18 protein-coding genes and 1 tRNA gene are annotated in these 19052 nt (G+C 48.5%); 8 read left to right on the forward strand and 11 right to left on the reverse strand.

The window, feature by feature from the left end:
- Window positions 1-13: 13 nt before the first annotated feature.
- On the reverse strand, window positions 14-409 hold the full coding sequence (gene cueR / locus EHO61_RS10490; RefSeq protein WP_135813553.1) for a Cu(I)-responsive transcriptional regulator: 396 nt from the start codon (window positions 407-409) through the stop codon (window positions 14-16).
- Window positions 410-574: 165 nt separating this feature from the next.
- Here cueR and EHO61_RS10495 point away from each other — a divergent pair, with 165 nt between their 5' ends.
- The 7 genes from EHO61_RS10495 to EHO61_RS10525 all read left to right on the forward strand — a co-directional run bounded on the left by EHO61_RS10495 (window position 575) and on the right by EHO61_RS10525 (window position 8275).
- On the forward strand, window positions 575-781 hold the full coding sequence (locus EHO61_RS10495; RefSeq protein WP_135813554.1) for a heavy-metal-associated domain-containing protein: 207 nt from the start codon (window positions 575-577) through the stop codon (window positions 779-781).
- A 37-nt stretch (window positions 782-818) separates the two neighbouring features.
- Window positions 819-3077 (forward strand): heavy metal translocating P-type ATPase, encoded by a 2259-nt coding sequence (locus tag EHO61_RS10500; protein WP_135813555.1) that lies wholly within the window; start codon window positions 819-821, stop codon window positions 3075-3077.
- A gap of 123 nt (window positions 3078-3200) precedes the next feature.
- On the forward strand, window positions 3201-4046 hold the full coding sequence (locus EHO61_RS10505) for an adhesin OmpL37 family surface protein (protein ID WP_135813556.1): 846 nt from the start codon (window positions 3201-3203) through the stop codon (window positions 4044-4046).
- A 75-nt stretch (window positions 4047-4121) separates the two neighbouring features.
- Window positions 4122-6095: a DUF4178 domain-containing protein gene (locus tag EHO61_RS10510; protein WP_135813557.1), complete on the forward strand. Its 1974-nt coding sequence runs from the start codon at window positions 4122-4124 to the stop codon at window positions 6093-6095.
- Between the two features lie 4 nt (window positions 6096-6099).
- Window positions 6100-6297, forward strand: coding sequence for a hypothetical protein (locus EHO61_RS10515; protein ID WP_135813558.1), 198 nt, complete (start codon window positions 6100-6102; stop codon window positions 6295-6297).
- A gap of 1 nt (window position 6298) precedes the next feature.
- The gene (locus EHO61_RS10520) at window positions 6299-7798 is read left to right on the forward strand and encodes a polyamine aminopropyltransferase (RefSeq protein WP_135813559.1); all 1500 of its coding nucleotides are present in this window, start codon (window positions 6299-6301) and stop codon (window positions 7796-7798) included.
- 90 nt (window positions 7799-7888) lie between these two features.
- Window positions 7889-8275 (forward strand): hypothetical protein, encoded by a 387-nt coding sequence (locus tag EHO61_RS10525; RefSeq protein WP_135813560.1) that lies wholly within the window; start codon window positions 7889-7891, stop codon window positions 8273-8275.
- Here EHO61_RS10525 and EHO61_RS10530 read toward each other — a convergent pair.
- The 10 genes from EHO61_RS10530 to EHO61_RS10575 all read right to left on the reverse strand — a co-directional run bounded on the left by EHO61_RS10530 (window position 8250) and on the right by EHO61_RS10575 (window position 17952).
- Window positions 8250-10169 (reverse strand): SpoIIE family protein phosphatase, encoded by a 1920-nt coding sequence (locus tag EHO61_RS10530; RefSeq protein ID WP_246032093.1) that lies wholly within the window; start codon window positions 10167-10169, stop codon window positions 8250-8252. The two genes, EHO61_RS10525 and EHO61_RS10530, sit on opposite strands and share 26 nt — an antisense overlap.
- A gap of 126 nt (window positions 10170-10295) precedes the next feature.
- The gene (locus EHO61_RS10535; RefSeq protein ID WP_135813562.1) at window positions 10296-10775 is read right to left on the reverse strand and encodes an EVE domain-containing protein; all 480 of its coding nucleotides are present in this window, start codon (window positions 10773-10775) and stop codon (window positions 10296-10298) included.
- Window positions 10772-12739, reverse strand: coding sequence for an ATP-dependent zinc metalloprotease FtsH (gene ftsH, locus EHO61_RS10540; RefSeq protein ID WP_135766784.1), 1968 nt, complete (start codon window positions 12737-12739; stop codon window positions 10772-10774). The genes EHO61_RS10535 and ftsH overlap by 4 nt, the downstream gene beginning before the upstream one ends.
- Window positions 12740-12981: 242 nt before the next feature.
- The gene (gene pth / locus EHO61_RS10545; protein WP_135766785.1) at window positions 12982-13545 is read right to left on the reverse strand and encodes an aminoacyl-tRNA hydrolase; all 564 of its coding nucleotides are present in this window, start codon (window positions 13543-13545) and stop codon (window positions 12982-12984) included.
- 43 nt (window positions 13546-13588) lie between these two features.
- Window positions 13589-14224 carry a 50S ribosomal protein L25/general stress protein Ctc gene (locus EHO61_RS10550; RefSeq protein ID WP_135813563.1) on the reverse strand — a complete coding sequence of 212 codons (636 nt, stop codon included), beginning with the start codon at window positions 14222-14224 and terminating at the stop codon, window positions 13589-13591.
- Between the two features lie 18 nt (window positions 14225-14242).
- Window positions 14243-15178, reverse strand: coding sequence for a ribose-phosphate diphosphokinase (locus EHO61_RS10555; protein WP_135813564.1), 936 nt, complete (start codon window positions 15176-15178; stop codon window positions 14243-14245).
- Complete coding sequence (locus EHO61_RS10560) at window positions 15178-15933, reverse strand: sugar phosphate nucleotidyltransferase (protein ID WP_135813565.1); 756 nt, start codon at window positions 15931-15933, stop codon at window positions 15178-15180. Before EHO61_RS10560 ends, EHO61_RS10555 begins: the two co-directional genes overlap by 1 nt.
- Window positions 15934-15958: 25 nt before the next feature.
- Window positions 15959-16034 (reverse strand) — tRNA-Gln (locus EHO61_RS10565).
- A gap of 10 nt (window positions 16035-16044) precedes the next feature.
- Entirely contained in the window at window positions 16045-16938 is an 894-nt protein-coding gene (locus tag EHO61_RS10570; protein ID WP_135813566.1) for a 4-(cytidine 5'-diphospho)-2-C-methyl-D-erythritol kinase, read from the reverse strand.
- 60 nt (window positions 16939-16998) lie between these two features.
- Window positions 16999-17952, reverse strand: coding sequence for a helix-turn-helix transcriptional regulator (locus EHO61_RS10575; protein WP_135813567.1), 954 nt, complete (start codon window positions 17950-17952; stop codon window positions 16999-17001).
- Between the two features lie 184 nt (window positions 17953-18136).
- Here EHO61_RS10575 and EHO61_RS10580 point away from each other — a divergent pair, with 184 nt between their 5' ends.
- Entirely contained in the window at window positions 18137-19048 is a 912-nt protein-coding gene (locus EHO61_RS10580; protein ID WP_135813568.1) for an NAD-dependent epimerase/dehydratase family protein, read from the forward strand.
- The last annotated feature ends 4 nt before the right edge of the window (window positions 19049-19052 follow it).

The following is a 19052-nucleotide window of genomic DNA, read 5'->3' on the forward strand; positions in this document are numbered from 1 at the left end:
CGGGACCGGAGACTTATTTTCGCTCTCCTTCCAGCTCATCCAAAATCGGACAATCCGGTCTCTGGTCTCCGTGACAATGCTTCGCTAAATGCTTCAACGTGGAACACATCTTTTCCAGTTCCAGGATCTTTTCCTCCATTTCTTGGACATGAGTTAAAGCCAGCGCTTTTACTTGGGAACTCGCCCTGGATTTATTCTTCCACAAACCCAGGAGTTGTTTGATCTCGGGTAGAGAAAAACCCAAACTTCTGGCTCTCTTGATGAACTTCAAAGTATGGACGTCGTTTTCGCCGTAGATCCTGTATCCGGACCGATTCCGTAAAGCCTTTGATACCAATCCCAAGGATTCATAATGCCGTACGAGTTTAGGACTCACGCCGCTTCGTTTGGACAATTCTCCGATATTCATCTTCCTTCGACCTCTCGGATATAAGATCCGCGGACATTCTCGCGACCGGAGGATATATCGGATGCGAACTTTTTGATTTTTATCCGCTTTTTTTCGGGAACTAGGTATTGACCTTCCCATTATGGGAACCTTTACACTTAAAATACGGACTAGGAGGAACATCCAATGCGGGAACTGAAAATAGAAGGAATGACGTGCGGTCACTGCGTATCGGCGATCAAATCGGCGGTGCAATCTCTGGATCGGAATGCAAAGATCGAGATCGATCTAAAAACCGGGTCGGCAAAATTGGAAAGCGGGATAGACGACATATCCTTAGCAGACGCAATAAAGCAGGAAGGATACGTTTTGACCTCCGTTCGGGAAGTTTGAACGACCGAGGTCTCGCACGGAAAAAAGGAAAGAGAAGATGAACGTACAAGAAACCGAAAAATCGAAAGAGATGACCCTGGATCTATTCGGTATGACCTGCGCGAACTGCGCGCTCCGAATAGAGAAAGGATTATCCAAGGTTCCCGGTGTTTCAGAAGCCAGAGTGAATTTTGCGAGAGAGACCGCCTTCGTCAGATTCGGAAACGGAACCGAGCCTTCCGACTTGGTATCGAAAGTGGAATCCTTAGGCTACACCGCTAAGGAACATTCCGAAAAAAACCTAGCCGAAACGAACAGAGCCCATGAACGGGAAATCGAAAAGTTGCGGACCCGTTTTTGGTTCTCCTTGGTATTTTCCGCGCCTCTCTTCTATACTATGGTTTCCCATTTCGGAATCCTTTCTTTTTTACCCATGCCTTCCCTTCTGATGCACCCTTGGATCCAATTCCTATTTGCGGCACCGGCTCAATTTTGGATCGGATTTCCGTTCTACAAGGGGGCTTACCGAGCTTTGAAAAACGGAACCGCCAATATGGACGTGCTAGTTGCGTTAGGCACCACTGCCGCATTCGGGTATAGTCTTGCGAACAGTCTAAGCATAGGATTTGCGCGGGGGGATTTGCTGTTTCTAACGGAACCGCATCACGGAGCCTACCCTCCTCTTTATTACGAGACATCCGCGGTATTGCTGTCTTTTCTTTTGGGAGGAAAATGGATGGAAGCATTGGCGAAAGGGAGAAGTTCCCAAGCGATACGTACTCTTCTTTCCCTAAAACCCGAAACGGCAAGGATCAAAAAAGGGGAAGACTGGATAGAAGTCCCTTCCGAATTCCTAAAACCGGGCGATCAAATCCGGATCCGCCCCGGAGAAAAAATTCCCACCGACGGAGAAGTGGAGGAAGGAACCAGCGCCTTAGACGAGTCCATGCTGACCGGAGAAAGTCTACCCGTGGAAAAAAGCGTCGGATCCAAAGTGATCGGTGGAACGGTAAACGGAAACGGATCCCTGATCGTACGTGCGGAAAAGATCGGCAGCGAAACGTTACTCTCTTCCATTGTAAAAACCGTAGAAGAAGCGCAAGCGTCCCGCGCTCCGATCCAAAGAATAGCGGATCGAATCTCCGCGATTTTCGTCCCCTCCGTCGTTCTTATCGCCGCAGTCGATTTTCTACTCTGGTATTTTTTTCTGGAACCGGGCATACTCTCCTCCGCATTGGAAAAATCCATCGCGGTTCTGGTGATCGCCTGTCCTTGCGCGTTAGGATTAGCCACGCCAGTATCCTTACTGGTCGGCACGGGAAAAGCCGCAAGCCGCGGAATTCTCTTTCGGAATGCGGAGGCATTGGAATCCGCAGCGACTCTCGGAATCCTAGCCTTCGACAAAACCGGAACTTTGACGGAGGGAAAACCCTCCGTGACCGGCTTTTTGTCGGAAGGAAATTCCGAATCGGAAACCTTACGAAGGATCGCTTCCGCGGAATCCGTCTCGGAACATCCTCTCGCGAAAGCGATCGTCGATTTCGGAAAGAAGCACCGAATCCGGATCGAATCTCCACAGGACTTTAAAGCCCAACCCGGCGGTGGAATCCGAGCGAATAGTGACGGGTTCAAAGTGACGGTGGGAAATGCGGAGTTTCTTTCCTCCGATTCCGGAAACCTACCCTCTAACCTGATCGCCAAAAGCGGAGAATGGGAATCCCAAGGAAAGAGCGTGGTCTGGGGAAGAGTGGACGGAGCCCCGACCTCATGGGCGATCTTTGCCTTAGAAGACGAATTAAAGGATACGACCTCAGAAGCCGTCGAAGAATTGAAAAATCTCGGGCTGCGACTGGTACTTCTGACGGGAGACCACAAACGTACGGCGGAAAACATCGCCTCTCGGATCGGAATCCGAGAAATCAAGGCGTCTTTACTTCCCAAGGATAAGTCGAATGAGATCGCCTCATTGCAATCATCCGGAGCAAAAGTAGGAATGGCGGGAGACGGAATCAACGATGCACCCGCCTTGGCAAAAGCGGACGTAGGCTTCGCGATGGGAAACGGAACGGATATCGCCATGGAAACGGCGGGAGTCGTTCTGGTTAAAGGAGATCTACGCCGTTTAGCGGATGCCGTTAAGATCAGTCGGGCGACCGTTTTGAATATAAAAGAAAACTTATTCTGGGCCCTTGCATATAACGGACTCGGAATACCGATTGCCGCTGCGGGATATTTGGCTCCTTGGATCGCGGGAGCCGCGATGGCCTTCAGTTCCGTATCCGTCGTCGCCAACGCACTACGTCTGAGGAGAAAATGATCCGAAAATCCCGGAAAGCGTCTTCCGCTTTCCCTAGATCCGACATAAGAAGAGGATTTGTGAACCGATTCTTATCTCTCTCTCGGTTCAATTCCGCACTAGGGTCGATCCGAAAATCAATGTATGTGCGGAATATTTTCAGGAAAATGTAAGACGATCTTGGCGCTACTTCCGCTTCTCTTTCTACTACCGGAAAAGGAAATTCATGCGGATTTAGACAGCAACCGAGCCACCGCACTGCTTAGGATAGAGCACGGTTTAAAGGAAAACGAATTTCACCTGAAAGCGATCAATAGTTCGATTTCGAACTTCGGAACTCCGGAGGAAAAAGCCTTTTATAAACGCTGCATACAACATCATATAGAGACCTTCACTCTGTATCTGCAATTCGACCTGCCCCATTCCTACGATGAAATGAGACAGACGCAGAGACTCCTCGCACGACTCTACTCCGGAACAGTGGAAAATTTCAGGCTCAAAGTGCGCCAGGAATTGGATATCCTATCGAAGTACGCGCTCCGAACGTCGGATGCCGAAGCAAGACACCACCTGGAAATGGGATATAGAGAATTGGGCGCAGCGATCGCGAAAAAAACCATCGCCGAAAATACGCGTCCGTACCTTCCCGGAATCAAGACCCAATATCTGTACGAATCCCTGAAATTGCTGAAACAGTCCCGAAAATACACGGTATTACTTTCCCTTAAATTTCTTTCCGACTTCCAGCCGGATCTACAATCCTTCGAATTCGAAGAGATATACAACGAGATCAACCGGGCTATGTTTACGAAGGCGGATCGGTATGCCAGAATTCATTTCGATAATAATTTTATGATTTTTAACGCGGAAAACCAATACGAGTCTACATGGGAAAACCCGGCGTTGGAGGAATTGGAAAAATCCTTCGGAGACATCGATCCTGGATTCGACCGAAAACGCCGTCAGGCCAAACGGAGCCTAACCCCCTGATTCCGAAAGAAATTTCTTTATCGAAACTAAAACCAGGATTGACAGCGCGTCTCCGCGGAGATATTCCCTTCCTTTGTGTCGGAACTAAGTTGCCCCAATTGCGGAGCCCCCGTCCCCTTTCTCAATAAGGCCTCGGTATATGCGGTCTGTCCGAATTGCCGCACCCTTTCCCTAAAAAACGACGTCCAGCTCGAAAAGATCGGACAGTCGGGGGAGCTCGCCGACGACAATACCGTGATCCGAATCGGAACCGAAGGAACGTTCCGAAAAAAGAATTTCAAAGTATTGGGAAGGATCCAATTAAAATTCGACCTAGGATACTGGAACGAATGGTACGTTTCCGAAGAGGACGGCGGCACCGCCTGGTTAGGGGAAGCGCAAGGAATCTATTTTTACACTCGTATTGATACGAGCCTTCCGGCAGATCAATTTCCGCGCGTTCCCGAACCCACATCCGAATACCCCAGAATCTACGAAGCGGGCCATGGAAAAAAAGACAGACTCTCTCCGGGAGACACATTCACTCTCGGCCGAGACTGGACTCTGAAAGAAATCAGCGTTGCGGAATGCGTGGGGGGCGAAGGGGAATTACCCCTCAATTTTGAAACCGGCTATAGAGCCGTTCTCTTGGATATCGCCGACGGCGAGGACAACTTCGGAACCATAGATTATTCGGACGACCCGCCTCTTCTTTTCGTAGGCCACGCCGCCACGTTTCAGGAACTGCAATTACGAAATCTGAGAGAGAATGCGATAGCGTTCGGAGCCGGACTTGTGCAGGCTCGTTCCATACAATGCGTCGGGTGTGGAGCTTCCTTGAATCAACTCAGACCGGATTTTTCCAAGTCCATCGCCTGCGAATATTGCGGAACCGTAATGGATACGGAACAGCAGGATCTAAAAGTGATCGCCAAGTTCGAAGAAGTATCCAAAGAAGGAATTTATCTCCCGCTCGGAACTCAGGTCAAACTTCCTGGGCGCCCGGAATCACAGGTGCTCGGTATTATGAAAAAATCCTCGGAAGAGGACGGCGAAACTTTCCGATGGACGGACTATCTTTTACACTATCCGGGAGGATATGCTTGGCTCAACGAAAACGGAAATAATTGGACCTACTTCGAACCTCTATTGGGCGTTCCGAAATGGGCTTCCGGACTCAAGCGAATCTACGGAAAAGAAAAATACGATTGGTATGCCAAATCGGAATCGAATACGGATTTAGCCTTAGGGGAATTCTACTGGAAAGTCAAGTCCGGAGAAAAAGCGGAGATCGAAGACTACGTCTCGCCGCCCAAAATGCTTTCGTCCGAAAGAACCGAAAGGGAAATTTTCTGGTCCAAAGGAACCTTCGTCCCGTTCCAAACGATGAAAGAGGCTCTTCCGCTGGAAGTCGCCTCGAAATTACAAAAACCCGAGGACATCGGTGCTTGCGAACCGAATCCATATAAGATCCGACTGAAGCGGAATTTTCGGATCGCAGTGGTTCTTACCACAATATTCTTTTTCGTTGAAATGTACGGATGCATAAAGGCCAAGGAAGAGGTGGTATATCAAGGTAACTTTGCATACGTTCAGACTTCTCCGGCCGGCACGGACATAGGAACCTTTAATTTTCACGATAATTCTTTCGTGACCGATATTTTCGAAATCAAAGGCGAACCGACTGATAACGTGGAGATCAAGATAGACGCTCCGAATCTGGACAATAAGTACATGTATTTTTCCGTAGCTCTCATAAATGCGGATACGGATATCGCATACGATACCGCCATCGAAACCAGCTATTACCACGGAGTTGACGACGGAGAATCCTGGTCTGAGGGATCCACAAGCGGTTCCAAAGACATGGCCGAAATACCTCCGGGACATTATTATCTCCGACTGGAAACTCAATCCGATTTCCGTCCGGGCGCGGGGGCGAAATACAACGTAAAGGTCCTCAGGGACGTAATGAGTCCTGCTCCGTTTTTCCTTTTCGGAATGCTCTTGTGGCTTCCTCTAATCTACACCTTCTTTAAAAGTTATTATTTCGATAGTAGGAGAACTTAGCGTTATGTGGGATCTTTTAAAAGGATTGATGTATCCTTTCTTCGCGACGGCCATGGCGTTCGGTTTTTACTCGCAGTACCGGGTGGGAGGAATCACCAGCGAATTCGAAGAAGTCGCCAAGGTCCCCAAAACGGTAAGACAGAACCCTGGCATCTATCGATCTCATTATAATTGGTACTCCACATATACCGGAGGAAAATAATCTGCAGCGGGCACTTTTAGTTTCCGTACTGATTCTTTCTTCCTGTGGACTCGTATACGAATTACTAGCGGGCACGGTCGCCAGCTATCTCTTGGGGGAAACGGTAACCCAGTTTTCCCTGGTGATAGGCGTGTATCTGTTTTCCATGGGAATCGGAAGCTGGTTTTCCAGATATTTGTTAAAAGACCTGGTTCCGAAATTTCTGGAAGTTGAACTCGCCTTAGGCCTATTAGGCGGGTCGAGTGCCGCATTACTCTTTCTCAGTTTCGGCCGCACTAGGATTTTCCAAGTTCCTTTGTTTAGCCTTGTCGTAATCGTGGGGATTCTGGTCGGAATGGAGATCCCGCTACTCTTGAGAATACTTAGAAGGAAATTGGGTTTCCGGGATCTGGTCTCTAAAGTTCTCAGTTTGGATTATGCCGGGGCCCTTTTGGCATCCCTGACCTTTCCGATTTTTTTTGCGCCGAAATTAGGAATGGTCCGGACCTCCTTTCTATTCGGAATCCTAAACGCCGGAACCGCTCTCTGGGGAACCTGGATGTTGCCTTTGCAGGAAAAAGAGAAGAGGAATCTGCGGATGAAAGCCGCGATTGTGCTCACTCTTCTCGCGCTCGGATTGACGTTTGCGGACGCCATCACCGCTTACAGTGAGGAAAATCTTTATACGGACGAGATCGTATATTCCAAGCAGACGAAATTCCAAAGAATCACCGTGACCCGTTACAAAAGTGAATTGAGACTTTTTTTAAACGGGCATTTGCAATTCAGTTCTAGGGACGAATATAGATATCACGAAACCCTAGCACATCCGGCTTTGCTGTCCCATCCGAATCCCAGGAACGTACTCGTCCTCGGCGGAGGGGACGGTTTGGCGGTAAGGGAAATTCTAAAATATCCTTCCGTCCAGCGCGTAACCTTAGTGGATTTGGATCCCGAAATGACGAGACTATTTTCGGAGCAATCCCTTCTGACCCAAATCAACGGATCCAGTCTAAGAAATCCGAAGGTTCGGATCGAGAACGCGGACGCTTTCCTGTGGTTGGAAAAATCCGATGCGACGTTCGACGTGGTTTTGATCGATTTTCCGGATCCGAGTAATTTCTCGATCGGAAAACTGTACACGACAGCATTTTACAAAAGTCTAAAACGTCGTCTCAATCCTCTTTCCATCGTGGAAATACAATCCACTTCCCCTTTATTCGCGAGAATGTCCTTTTGGTGTGTGGAAAAAACTCTACAGGAATCCGGCTTCGAGACTAGACCCCTTCATGTGTATGTCCCCTCCTTCGGCGAGTGGGGATTCGTCCTAGCCGGAACGAGAAAACTCCCAGTGTACAGACAGGATCTGCCGCCTGGACTTCGATTTCTGAACGAAATAGAACTCGAATCTCTCTCCGAATTCCCTGTGGATATGTCGAGAGTCTCCGTGGAACCGAACCGACTGGACAATCAGGTATTGGTTCGTTACTACGACCAGGAATGGAACCGATTGTTGGATTAAGTCCGTGATTCCCCTTCCGATACGGGAAATTACTTTTCAACACTTCCGAAACGAACCAAGGTAACCAAAACCGCATAGACCGAGGTCAGAATGAACCAAAATCGTTTCTATACATGCCTATTCGTCGCAACTGTGTTTCTTGCCTGGAGCCTTATTTCCTTGTCCGCACAAAGCGGAACGACGGAAACCACTTTGCATGATTTTATGGAAGATTATACGAAACCCGCCTCCAAAAAAGCCAAGAAAGGCGACAAAGCCGCGTTGGAAAGAATTCTGAAAGAGGTCCCGAATTTTGCTTTGGACGAACAAAAAGGGAAATGGAAAGAAATCACCGACTCCGCATTGGCCAGCGGAGACCTGGAAGGTTCCTGCAAAAGCTGTCACAAAGAATTCAAGAAAGAATACAAAAAGAATTACCGCAAGAGACCGATACAGGTTCCGAACGAACTGATTAGTTTCTTGAAAGGGTCGAAGTAATTTCCGACAAAGTTTTCTTCTCGGAAGTCGGTTGAAAATCGAGAACGATCAAAGTGAGATCGTCCTCGAAATGCTTCCGGTTTCCGGTAAATTCGCGCACGGTCTTGAATAGAACCTCGGCCATGGACTCTCCCGGGAGCCCGATATTTTCCGCCAATAATTTATAAAACCTTTGGAAGCCGAAGATTTCCCCCTTTTGGTTTCTCGCTTCGGTGATTCCGTCGGTATAGATGATCAAACGATCTCCCGGTTCGAGCTGGAATTCGGCGACCGAGTTCTTCAAGCTAGGATCCATCCCCATGATCCAACCGGGAAGGAAAATCTCCTTAGCAGTTCCGGAACTTCTCGCAATCGCGACTAAAGGAGGATGCCCCGCGTTGGAGTAAGTTACTTTCCCCGAGGTCCCGTCCACTAAAAGGTACGCCGCGGTGATATAATGTTTTCCGTACTTCCCGCTCAAAGAACGATTGATATTCCTTAACACTTCGGCCGGATCCTCGTGATTTCTTGCTTCGATGGAAAACGCCAGCTTGACCATGGAGGCGATGATCGCGGCCGGAATTCCATGCCCGGAAACGTCCGAAAGAAAGATTCCGAGTTTGTTCGGACCTACGTAATGAAAATCGTAGAAATCTCCTCCTACCGAACTGGCAAATTCGTTCCTAACCGACAATTGCAGATTCGGCATTTTCGGAAGATGATCCGGAAGAATAGATTCCTGTAATTCTCTGGCGATCTTAAGTTCCTGCTCGATCTCGGTCAATTTCAGTTGGCTTTCGTAATTTTCCAACCTTGCCTGTAGGGAATCCTTTTCCAGCGTTTTGATCCGATGAGCGAGCGCAAAGGAGAGAAGAGTCATTTCTATCACAGAACCGAACTGTGCCGACCAATGAGCCAGAAAAGAATCGGGAATCCAGGAAAGATTTCGCAGCGCCGTAATGAGAACGGAAACGATCAGCACGGACCAAGCGAGTAAAAAATACCTCGCGGGTTTATAACCCTTTCTTAATCTTAAAAAACCGGAATATACGACCAAACCGGCGGCAAGAAAGGGATACCAGGAAACGGCTTTCATCATGAGTCCGTAAGCCGAAGGGATCAAGGAGACGAAAAATCCCAAAACTGCGAACGCGGCAAGAATTAGAAAAGCCCGATCCTTCCAACCGGTTTCCCGTTCCATATGCAAAAAAGAGCGGGTGAATAAAAGGGAAAAAGCCACCGAGAGAAAAGCGAATCCGACCAGATAATCGTTCCAAGCGACCGGTGAAGCTTGTACCAAATACCGAGCTCCGACTCCCGAGACCGCAAACTGCCATAAAGCGTAGAACAAAAGATAAAAGACGTAGAAGAAATAGCTGGAATCCTTCACCACGAATGCAAGAAATCCGTTGTAGATCAGCATGATGCCGATCGCACCGAAAAACACCCCGAGAAAAAGATTTTCCGACTGGATACGGGAAGCGAATTCCTTCGGCGACCAGGCTTGGAAATTAAAAACGACCGATCTTCTACTTGCGGCTCGAATCAGGAATTCTTCCGAAGAATTCGCGCGGGCATGCATCCGATACGCCGCGTGCACATAGGAGATTCGTCTGTCCGAACCTATCTCTTTCCAAGACTCTTTTTCCCCCGAACTCTCCTTTCGATATACCGCAAGCTCTTCCATTCCAGGATTGTTCAAAACCAAAAACCAATCCTCGTCTCCTCCGGAGGAAATCCTGAGTTTCAGCCAAAACACTTCATCCGTAAAACTCAAAGAGAGGCTATCCTTCTCTATAGGTTTCCATACGGAATCCACCGACATAAGCCTGTTCGGATCTTTTTCTACCGCTTGGGAGGAACCCGGTGCAAAGGCGGAGATCGACATGAATTGATTCAACGGAACGCCCTTCATTGTGCCGGAAAGGGGAAAGGATGTAACCCGGACCTCTTCCGCATTCAGAGTGCTAAACCCTAAAAGCAAAAAGCAAATAAAAGCCGTACTCCGGATTTTCCGGAAGAAATCGACCAAGAATCCCCCTCAACCGGAGACTGTCTTGGCCCCGGCTAAATTACATATATAGAAAAAGTGTTCTGGACTGACCGGCTGGATCGAAAGCCGCCCCCCTTTTTGCAGGAGAACCATGCCCTTCAGTTTCCCGTGGGATTTTAATTCCTCTAGCGAAATTGGGCGAGAAAATTTTTCTTTAAATTTCAAGTCGACCATGTACCAAGCGGGAGAATCCGGCTTGCTTTTGGGATCATGGTATTTGTGTTTAGGGTCAAAAGCGAAATGATCGGGATAACCGTCCTTTACGATCTCCGCCAGACCGACTACTGCCGTCGGTTTGCAACTGCTGTGGTAAAACAGGACCAGGTCCTTTTTTTTCACCTGATCCCTTAGATAATTTCTCGCTTGGTAGTTCCGGACCCCTTCCCAAGGAGCGATTTTTTTAGGAGAACCCTTTAAATCGTCTATCGAAAAAGCGTCCGGTTCCGTCTTAAACAACCAATAATTCATTCTACTCCCGTAGAATATGCCGGTTTTGCGGGAATCCCTGCCGTCTTTTCTTTCTTGGTCGTTTTTTCCGCCTTCTTCTTCGGCTCTTCATTGGCAGGGTGAACGATCGCCATCAATTCCTCGTGGGTTACCGTTTCTTTCGCCAAAAGCGCCTTAGCCAGGTTTTCGAACTTGGTGGAATTCTTGCGTACGAGTTCCCTGCCTTTGTTCAAGCAGGTCTGCACGATGTCCCGAATTTCCTTGTCGATCATCGCGGCGAATTCCTCGCTGTAAGCCTTATTTCCCTGGCCCATGTCTCTGCCCAAAAACGGACTTTCGTGACCACTACCGTAATTGATGGTTCCGAGCTTTTCGGACATTCCCCAATCGCAAACCATCCGGCGTGCGATATTGGTCGCCTGCTGAATATCGTTGCTGGAACCTGTGGAGGTCATCTTAAACTTGTTTTCCTCGGCGATAAAGCCCCCCATACAAACCACGATCTGGTCCAGCCAATACGCCTTGGTATGGATATGCTTGTCTTCCGTCGGAAGCGATTGGGTTAGGCCCAATGCTCTTCCTCTCGGAATGATCGTAACTTTATGCACCGGCTCCGAATACGCGAGCAACGTCCCTAAAATCGCATGACCGGCTTCGTGGTACGCGATGACTTCCTTTTCCTTTTCCGAAATAAAGAAGGAACGTCTTTCCGGTCCCATCATCACCTTATCCCGTGCTTCTTCCAACTCGTCCTGGGTGACTCTCTTCTTGTTCTTCCGGGCAGCCAACAAAGCGGCCTCATTGATCAGGTTGGAAAGATCCGCGCCGGTAAATCCGGGGGTCCCTCTCGCGATGGAGTTCAAGGAAATATCGCTGGTCAAAGGTACTTTTCTAGAATGGACTTTCAGGATCTGTTCCCGACCGTTAAGATCCGGAAGATCGACCATTACTTGACGATCAAAGCGTCCCGGTCTTAGCAAGGCAGGATCCAGTACGTCTGCTCGGTTCGTGGCAGCCATAACGATCACGCCTTCGTTCTTTTCAAAACCGTCCATTTCCACGAGCATCTGGTTCAGGGTCTGTTCCCTTTCGTCGTGACCGCCGCCCCATCCGGCTCCTCTGAGCCGACCGACTGCGTCTATCTCGTCTATGAAGATGATACAGGGAGAATTCTTTTTTCCTTGGTCAAAGAGATCTCTCACCCTGGAAGCTCCCACTCCTACGAACATTTCCACGAAATCGGAACCGGAAATGCTGAAAAAAGGAACTCCCGCTTCGCCGGCCACCGCTCTAGCAAGTAAGGTCTTTCCCGTACCTGGAGGCCCGATCAGCAATACGCCGGTGGGAATTCTCGCACCCATGGCTTGGAATTTCTTCGGATCTTTCAAAAATTCGATGATTTCTACCAGCTCGGTTTTTGCTTCTTCGCAGCCCGCCACGTCCGCAAAACTTACCTTGACCTTGGGGTCCACAGTCATCTTGGCCTTGGATTTTCCGAAAGAAAACGCCTTATTGCCCGTAGACTGAACCTGACGCATAATGAAAAAATAAAATACGAATATGGCGACGATCCCCAGCAACAAAAAGGAACTCAGCATTCCGAAACCTCGACCGTCTTCGGCCGAAACGAATTCGAAATCCATGTTGGAACGACGGAGAGAGGTGAGTAGTTCCTTATCTACGGGAGCGATCGTAGTACGGAAACGGACGGGTTCTTTGGAAGCCGAATCCGAAGGTTCATAGCAACCTTCCACCACATCCCTTTCCATGATCAGTTTTTCGCAGCCCGGAATCTTAGCGTTCTTAACGAGCTTGCCTATGGGCTTGGAACCGTCCGGTTCCAGCATATTCATGAATTGGGAAAACGGAATCGACTTGGGACTCCGATCCACGTAATTTTTGATCTGGGGTCCGTAATAAGCGACGATTACTATCCCCACGATGAATAGAATCAGTAATCTGAGGCCTTTATTATTGTTATTCATATTCCTCTTAACCCCCGCGACTTTCAGTCGCCATGTTCCTTCTTAGACTCCGAAAAATCTGTCAAAAGTCAGGAAATCCGTTTAGGATAGATATAGCTTGGAAACCGCTTTCGAAGAAAAAGTTCCCTCAATTCAGAATCCGGTTTTTTCCCGAAAAGTAAAGGAGAATACGGGGAGAAAAAATGGAATCGTACCGCAGGGAAGGTCGGAAAAAAACGAACCCGAACAAATTCCCGCCGTCTTTAAAATCTGTATTTTTCTATGACGTCTTCGATGTCTCCGAGACTAATGGATCGAATCGCAGCTTCGGCGTCGTTGATGATCTGGATCAGACTCAGGTTTTCCAAAGGTTGAAAATCCTCTTTCAAAAAGATCTCCAGCCCGGAACCGTCAAAGACATCGTTGCCGATGCCGATACGGATCCTGATAAAGTTCGGAGAACGCAAGGATTGCACGATGGATTTGACTCCCGCGTTCTCCGTATCATTCACGCCCTTATCCACCACGATCTTACCCAAGGGTAGGGTCCAATCCTCGTGGATAACCAGGATATCCTGGACTTGGATTTTTAAAAAGGACGCTATATAAAGAACGGATTCTCCGGAAAGATCGCTGAAGGTCTGAGGTTTCAGAAGAACGACTTCTTCCCCCTCGAAGTCCCCTCTTCCGATCAGGGACTTTTTTTTCTTCGTCTTGATCTCAACGTTGATGTTATTCGCAATAACGTCGAGAATCTTGAAGCCGATATTCGCTCGGTTATTATTATATTTGTCCCCGGGATTTCCCAGTCCGACGATTAGCTTCATAGATTACCGTTTTCCGAATTCTTAGACCCGAGCAAGTTCCTGATTATTTTCCGCCCTTCTTAGCGCCACCCTTGCCCTTAGCGTCTCCGGCAGCTTCCTTAGCATCGGCGCGTTCCTGAGCCAAAAGCGCTTTGGTCTTCAGAACTGCGGCCACGATGGGATCTCCGTTCACCAGGATTTCCCAGCTAGCCGGAACCTTGAGCTCGCTCACTTTAATGGATTGGCCTACATCCAAATCGGATACGTCTACGACGAGACTTTCCAATAGATCTTCGGGGATGGACTTTATGCGGATCTCGTGGATCAAATGATCGAATTGTCCGCCCATTTTGGAGCCCTTTGCGGTTCCTTCCGTACGGACTCCGATCTTAGTGACGATCTTCTTGCCCGGCTCGACCTTATAGAAGTCGACGTGACGGATCCGATCCACTTCCGGAAACCTTTGGATCTCCTTGACGAAGACCTTGTGGGTTCCTTCTCCTTCGATCTCAAGATCGATCAGAGTGGATTGACGGATGCCGGAATGCACCAACTTATCCAGCTCTTTTTCGTTTACCGAACCGGAAGAGGCCTTTCCGCTTCCGATGATGTTTATGGGCACCATTCCGGACGCACGAAGACGATTATTGACGTTCTTGCCTGTTTCCGTTCTTTTTTTAACGGTGATTTTGTGGCTCATGGTTCCTACCCTTGTTTACTAAATAAATAGATCGCTGACCGATTGATTGGTCGATATTCTCTGGATCGCCGCCGAAAAAAGCGGAGCGACCGAAAGAGTCTTTAATTTCGAAATCTTTTTCGATTCCGGAATTTCTATGGAATTAGACAATACGACTTCTACGAAAGGAGTGGAATTCAATCTGTCCACCGCTTCCCCCGAAAGAACTCCGTGACTCGCGGCACAATATACGCTCTTGGCTCCGTTTTTCAGGAGAGCGTCGGCTGCTTTGCAGATCGTTCCGGCAGTATCGATCATATCATCCAAAAGAATGCAGTTTTTGCCCTCGATTTCTCCGATCACGTGCATTACTTCGGAGACGTTAGCCTTAGGTCTTCGCTTATCAATGATCGCTAACGTAGCATTCACCTTTTTGCCGAAGGACCTGGCACGTTCTGCTCCGCCGGAATCCGGGGACACGATTACCAGATCCTCGATATTCTTGTTCCTAAAATATTCCACCAACACCGGATTGAAATGGAGATTATCCACGGGAACTTTGAAAAATCCCTGAATTTGGTCCGCGTGCAAATCCATGGTGATCATTCTAGTCGGACCCATTACCTCGATCAGATCGGCGACCACTCTGGCGGAAATCGGAACCCTAGGCTCCACCTTCCTGTCCTGGCGGCCGTAACCGTAGTAAGGCATTACTACGGAAATACTGTTTGCAGAGGCTCTTCTTAGAGCGTCCATGATGAGAAGAAGTTCCATCAAATGGTCGTTTGCGGGAGCGGAAGTGGATTGGATCAGGAATATGTCCCTTCCACGTACGTTCTCCTCGATTTTGACCGCTATTTCGCCGTCGGAAAATTTTCGAAGATTGATTTTGCCCGGGGCGATTTTGAGTTCGGCACAAATTTCTTCCGCTATGGAACGGTTAGAAGAGCCGGAAAAGACCGCTATTTCGTTCATTATGCTCGAGCTCCTCCGTTTAGGATTTCCGCCAGAGCCTCCAGGTCCTGGGGCGAGTTGACCCCCTGACTTTCGCCGCTATCTTTCAGCACCACTGCGCCCAACTTCTTGCCTTCCTTTTTGTATAAAGCCACTAGATCAGGGAGATAGTATTCTCCCTGGGCATTGCTATTTCCGATCTTTTTGAGGGATTCGAAAAGGGAATCGGAACTGAAAACGTAAGTCCCGGTATTGATTTCCTCTATTTTTCTCTGCTCATCCGTAGCGTCCTTCTCTTCCACGATCGCGACGACTTCTCCGGAACCGTTTCTTACGATACGACCGTATCCTTTGGGCTGGTCCACTTTTGCAGACAATAAGGTAGCCGCGAAACCGTTTTCGACGTGAGTTTGGACCAAAGCGCGGAACGTTTCTCCCGAAATCATGGGCACGTCTCCGCAAGCGACCAAGATCGGACCTCTATGTCCGTTCACCGCGGATTCCGCACTCAACACCGCGTGGGCGGTTCCGAGTTGCTCTTTTTGCTCCGCGAATTTGACGCCCGCGATTCCGCTACACAGAGCTTGGACGTCTTCTTTTTTATAACCGACCACTACGACGATATCTGCGACCCCCGCTTCCCGCAAGTGGTCGAGTACATGATTCAAGAGAGGTTTACCGTTCAAGGAAACCGCGACCTTGGGTTGGTCGGTTTTCATGCGGGTTCCCTTGCCGGCAGCGAGAACCACGGCAACAGCTTCCTTTGAGATATTCATTCGTAATCCGGTGAAATTAGAACAGTGGCTGGGCCGCTAGGATTCGAACCTAGGAAATGGCGGTACCAAAAACCGCTGCCTTACCACTTGGCGACGGCCCAGTTTCTATCTTTAATAATTAAAGCTAACAAACGTAAGACCGGAAAATTCCGCCCGCATTTTTGCAAGCAGTTCGTCCCGAATCTCCAGTCCTTGAACCAATCCGTAGATGCAAGATCCGGAACCGGTCAACGAAGAATAGCTGGCTCCGTTTGCCAAAAAGCGATCCTTTAATCTCCCGAGTTCCGGAAAGGTTTGGAAGGCTAACGGCTCGAAGTCGTTTACGAGCTTTCCCTCCAAATCCGCCCAATTTCCCTCTTTTAGAGCAAATCCGACGTCTTTGGCTAGAGAAGTCCAGTTTTTCGAGGGTGGGTCAGCTTGTAAAGGTTTTTTGAGCCCGGCGTACATTTCAGCCGTGGATAGTACCTGTGGAGTTAAAGCGAGAACCCCCTGCCCGGAATGGATCTCTACCTCTTGGAGAATCTCCCCTTTTCCCGAGACCAGAGCATGCCCTTCGCTTAAGAAAAAAGGAACGTCGGCCCCCACGGTGGCCGCTAAGTCGTTCAATCCGTCGGAACTGAACTCGGAAGTCAGCCCGAAAAAAAAAGACAAAAGGGAGGCTGCATTACTGGATCCGCCACCCAAACCTGCGGCAGGCGGAATTCTTTTATTCAGATAGATCCGCACTCCAGGGAGTTCTCTGTATCTGGAACGGATTTTCTGAAAGGTTTTGAATAGGATGTTTTTTGTCTGGTCTCCTTTTTCGGAGACCTCGTCGTAGAGCCGGCGCTTTTCCAAAATGATTTCATTTTCCGAAACCAACTCGAATCTACCGGACTCCAACGGCTCGATCCGAATATCGTCTCCCCAATCAATCCGAAGAAAGACGCTCCGAATCTCATGGTAACCGTCCATTCTCTTAAACGGAATTTCTAATCCGAGATTTATCTTTGCGGGGGATAACAATGTAATTCTTGTTTGAAGAAATAAAAACCCATGTCAATCATTATCGATTCATCTCCGACCTCAGGTCCCCATTTCGCCGAGCTGTTCCGTCCAATACGCCTGCAATCTTTGCTTCAAGCCCCTAGGGCTTTTTAGGATCACGCTGTTTCCGAACCCTTTTAACGTGGATAAAAACCAGTCCTCGTTTCGGATATTCGTTTTAGAGAGATAAAACACGGTTTCCCGAAAACGGATGGACTCTTTCGTTCTTTCCAAACCGAAACGACGATGAAGGTTGAAATAAACCTCCGCGGTATGGAAAATCTCGGCAACCGCGCCTTCCTTTCCGGAAGATTTCAGAAATTGCTTTAGCATAGAGATCGCGTTTTTTCTTTCCTGATCGGGAACCTGAATCGATTTTTCTTCCGTCCTTTCGAAGGTCAAAATCGAATCCAACCGGAAAGACCTGGGCGCATTGCGAGTATGACAAAATCCGATCAGATATTCTTCCTTGTAACTCAATAACGCCCAAGGATCCACCTTCCGTTTTACGGGAGAAGTTTCGCCCTGAGCCTGGTACTCCAGTTGAACGGATTTTTGTTTTTTGATCGCTTCGGTCACTTGCGATTTCAATTCTCCCGAATCCAAAACTCCGGAAGAAGGCAGGACAGTATGGATCTTCTGCAAAGAGGAAAGTAGAATTTGCCTACGTTCCGGATCTACTTCTTTCTGTTCCTCTTCCAGTAACAGATTGCGGATTCCTGACCATTCGCGAACACTCATGGTCAGGCCTTCCTGCATCCGATTCGGCAATCGGATTCCGATGGTTTCTCCATCATAATCGATTTCCACGAGCTGGTCCGGGGTATAAGGATAGGAACCCACCATGTAGAGTTTTCCCAGTTCCTTTTTTAGATCCGAGATCTCCTTTACACCGGAATATTTGGAAAGATCCTCCAAAGTCATCCGACGATTTTCCCGCAAAAGGCCGATCAACGCCAATTTCGTCTGCAATTTCCTCGTAGTAGGATTCATCCGAAGGACAGACTCTCCAAAAAAATCCTACGTTTCAATCGGAAAAACGGCGACGAGGAATGCGGGAAGAAGGAGAATTCGAGTCGAATTTTTTGATTGAGACAGTTTCGTTCAAGCGGAAAGGTTCCGTAGGATATAGAATGGAATCTTGTCTTTCAAGATTTAGGAAACAAGAGAACGCAAAATGAAAATACTGATCACCGGCGCGACCGGATTTTTAGGAAAAAGGATCGTAGACCTACTCAAAAAAGAGGGTGGAAATGAAATCTACGCTCTCGCAAGAAATCAAAAATCCGCAAAGAATATCGAGAAGATGGGGATCAAGGTCGTGTACGGCGATTTGGGAGAACCGGCAGTCCTGAAAAAATCCCTGGAGGAACTCTCTCCGAACGCGATCATCCATTTGGCCGCCGAAATCGCGACACAGAGAAACACGAAATTATTATGGCAGGTCAATCACGAAGGAACCAAAAACCTCTACGAGGCCGCAAAGGATCTCGGGTTGAAATGCTTTCTATTTGCGAGCACGGTGGTCGTGGGGGAAGCGGGAGGAGAATTGCTTTCGGAGGAAAAACCCTTAAATGTCGAAACGGAATACGGCAAAACCAAGCAGGCTTCGGAATCGATGCTCTTAAAGGCCTACCAAACGGAATCCTTTCCCGTGGTGATCCTCAGACCCTCTCATATCTACGGCCCCGGAGGATGGTTTGCGGATCTGATAAAAGACATGAAGATCGGATTGTTCCGGATCCCCGGATCGGGCAAAAATTATTGGGACGTGGTACATGTGGACGATGTCGCGGCGGCCTTTGTCAAAGCGCTGCATTCCGGCAAAGCGGGAGAAATCTATCATATCGCGGACGACACTCCGGTCTTGATGCAGGATTTTTTTAACGAAGCGGGACATTATTTAGGAAAACGTAAAATAGGACACGCTCCGATTTTCCTGGCAAACCTGTTAAAAGGGAAGGATCCGGTTCGTGCCGCTACCAGATCCGCTCGAAGTTCCAATTCCAAATTAAAAAGCCTAGGTTGGAAACCCGAATACCCGGATTACCGTTCCGGCCTAAAACATACGTTCCAAAACATGACTTGATCTT

The organism is Leptospira fluminis, assembly GCF_004771275.1.
In the GTDB taxonomy this organism is placed as follows: domain Bacteria; phylum Spirochaetota; class Leptospiria; order Leptospirales; family Leptospiraceae; genus Leptospira_B; species Leptospira_B fluminis.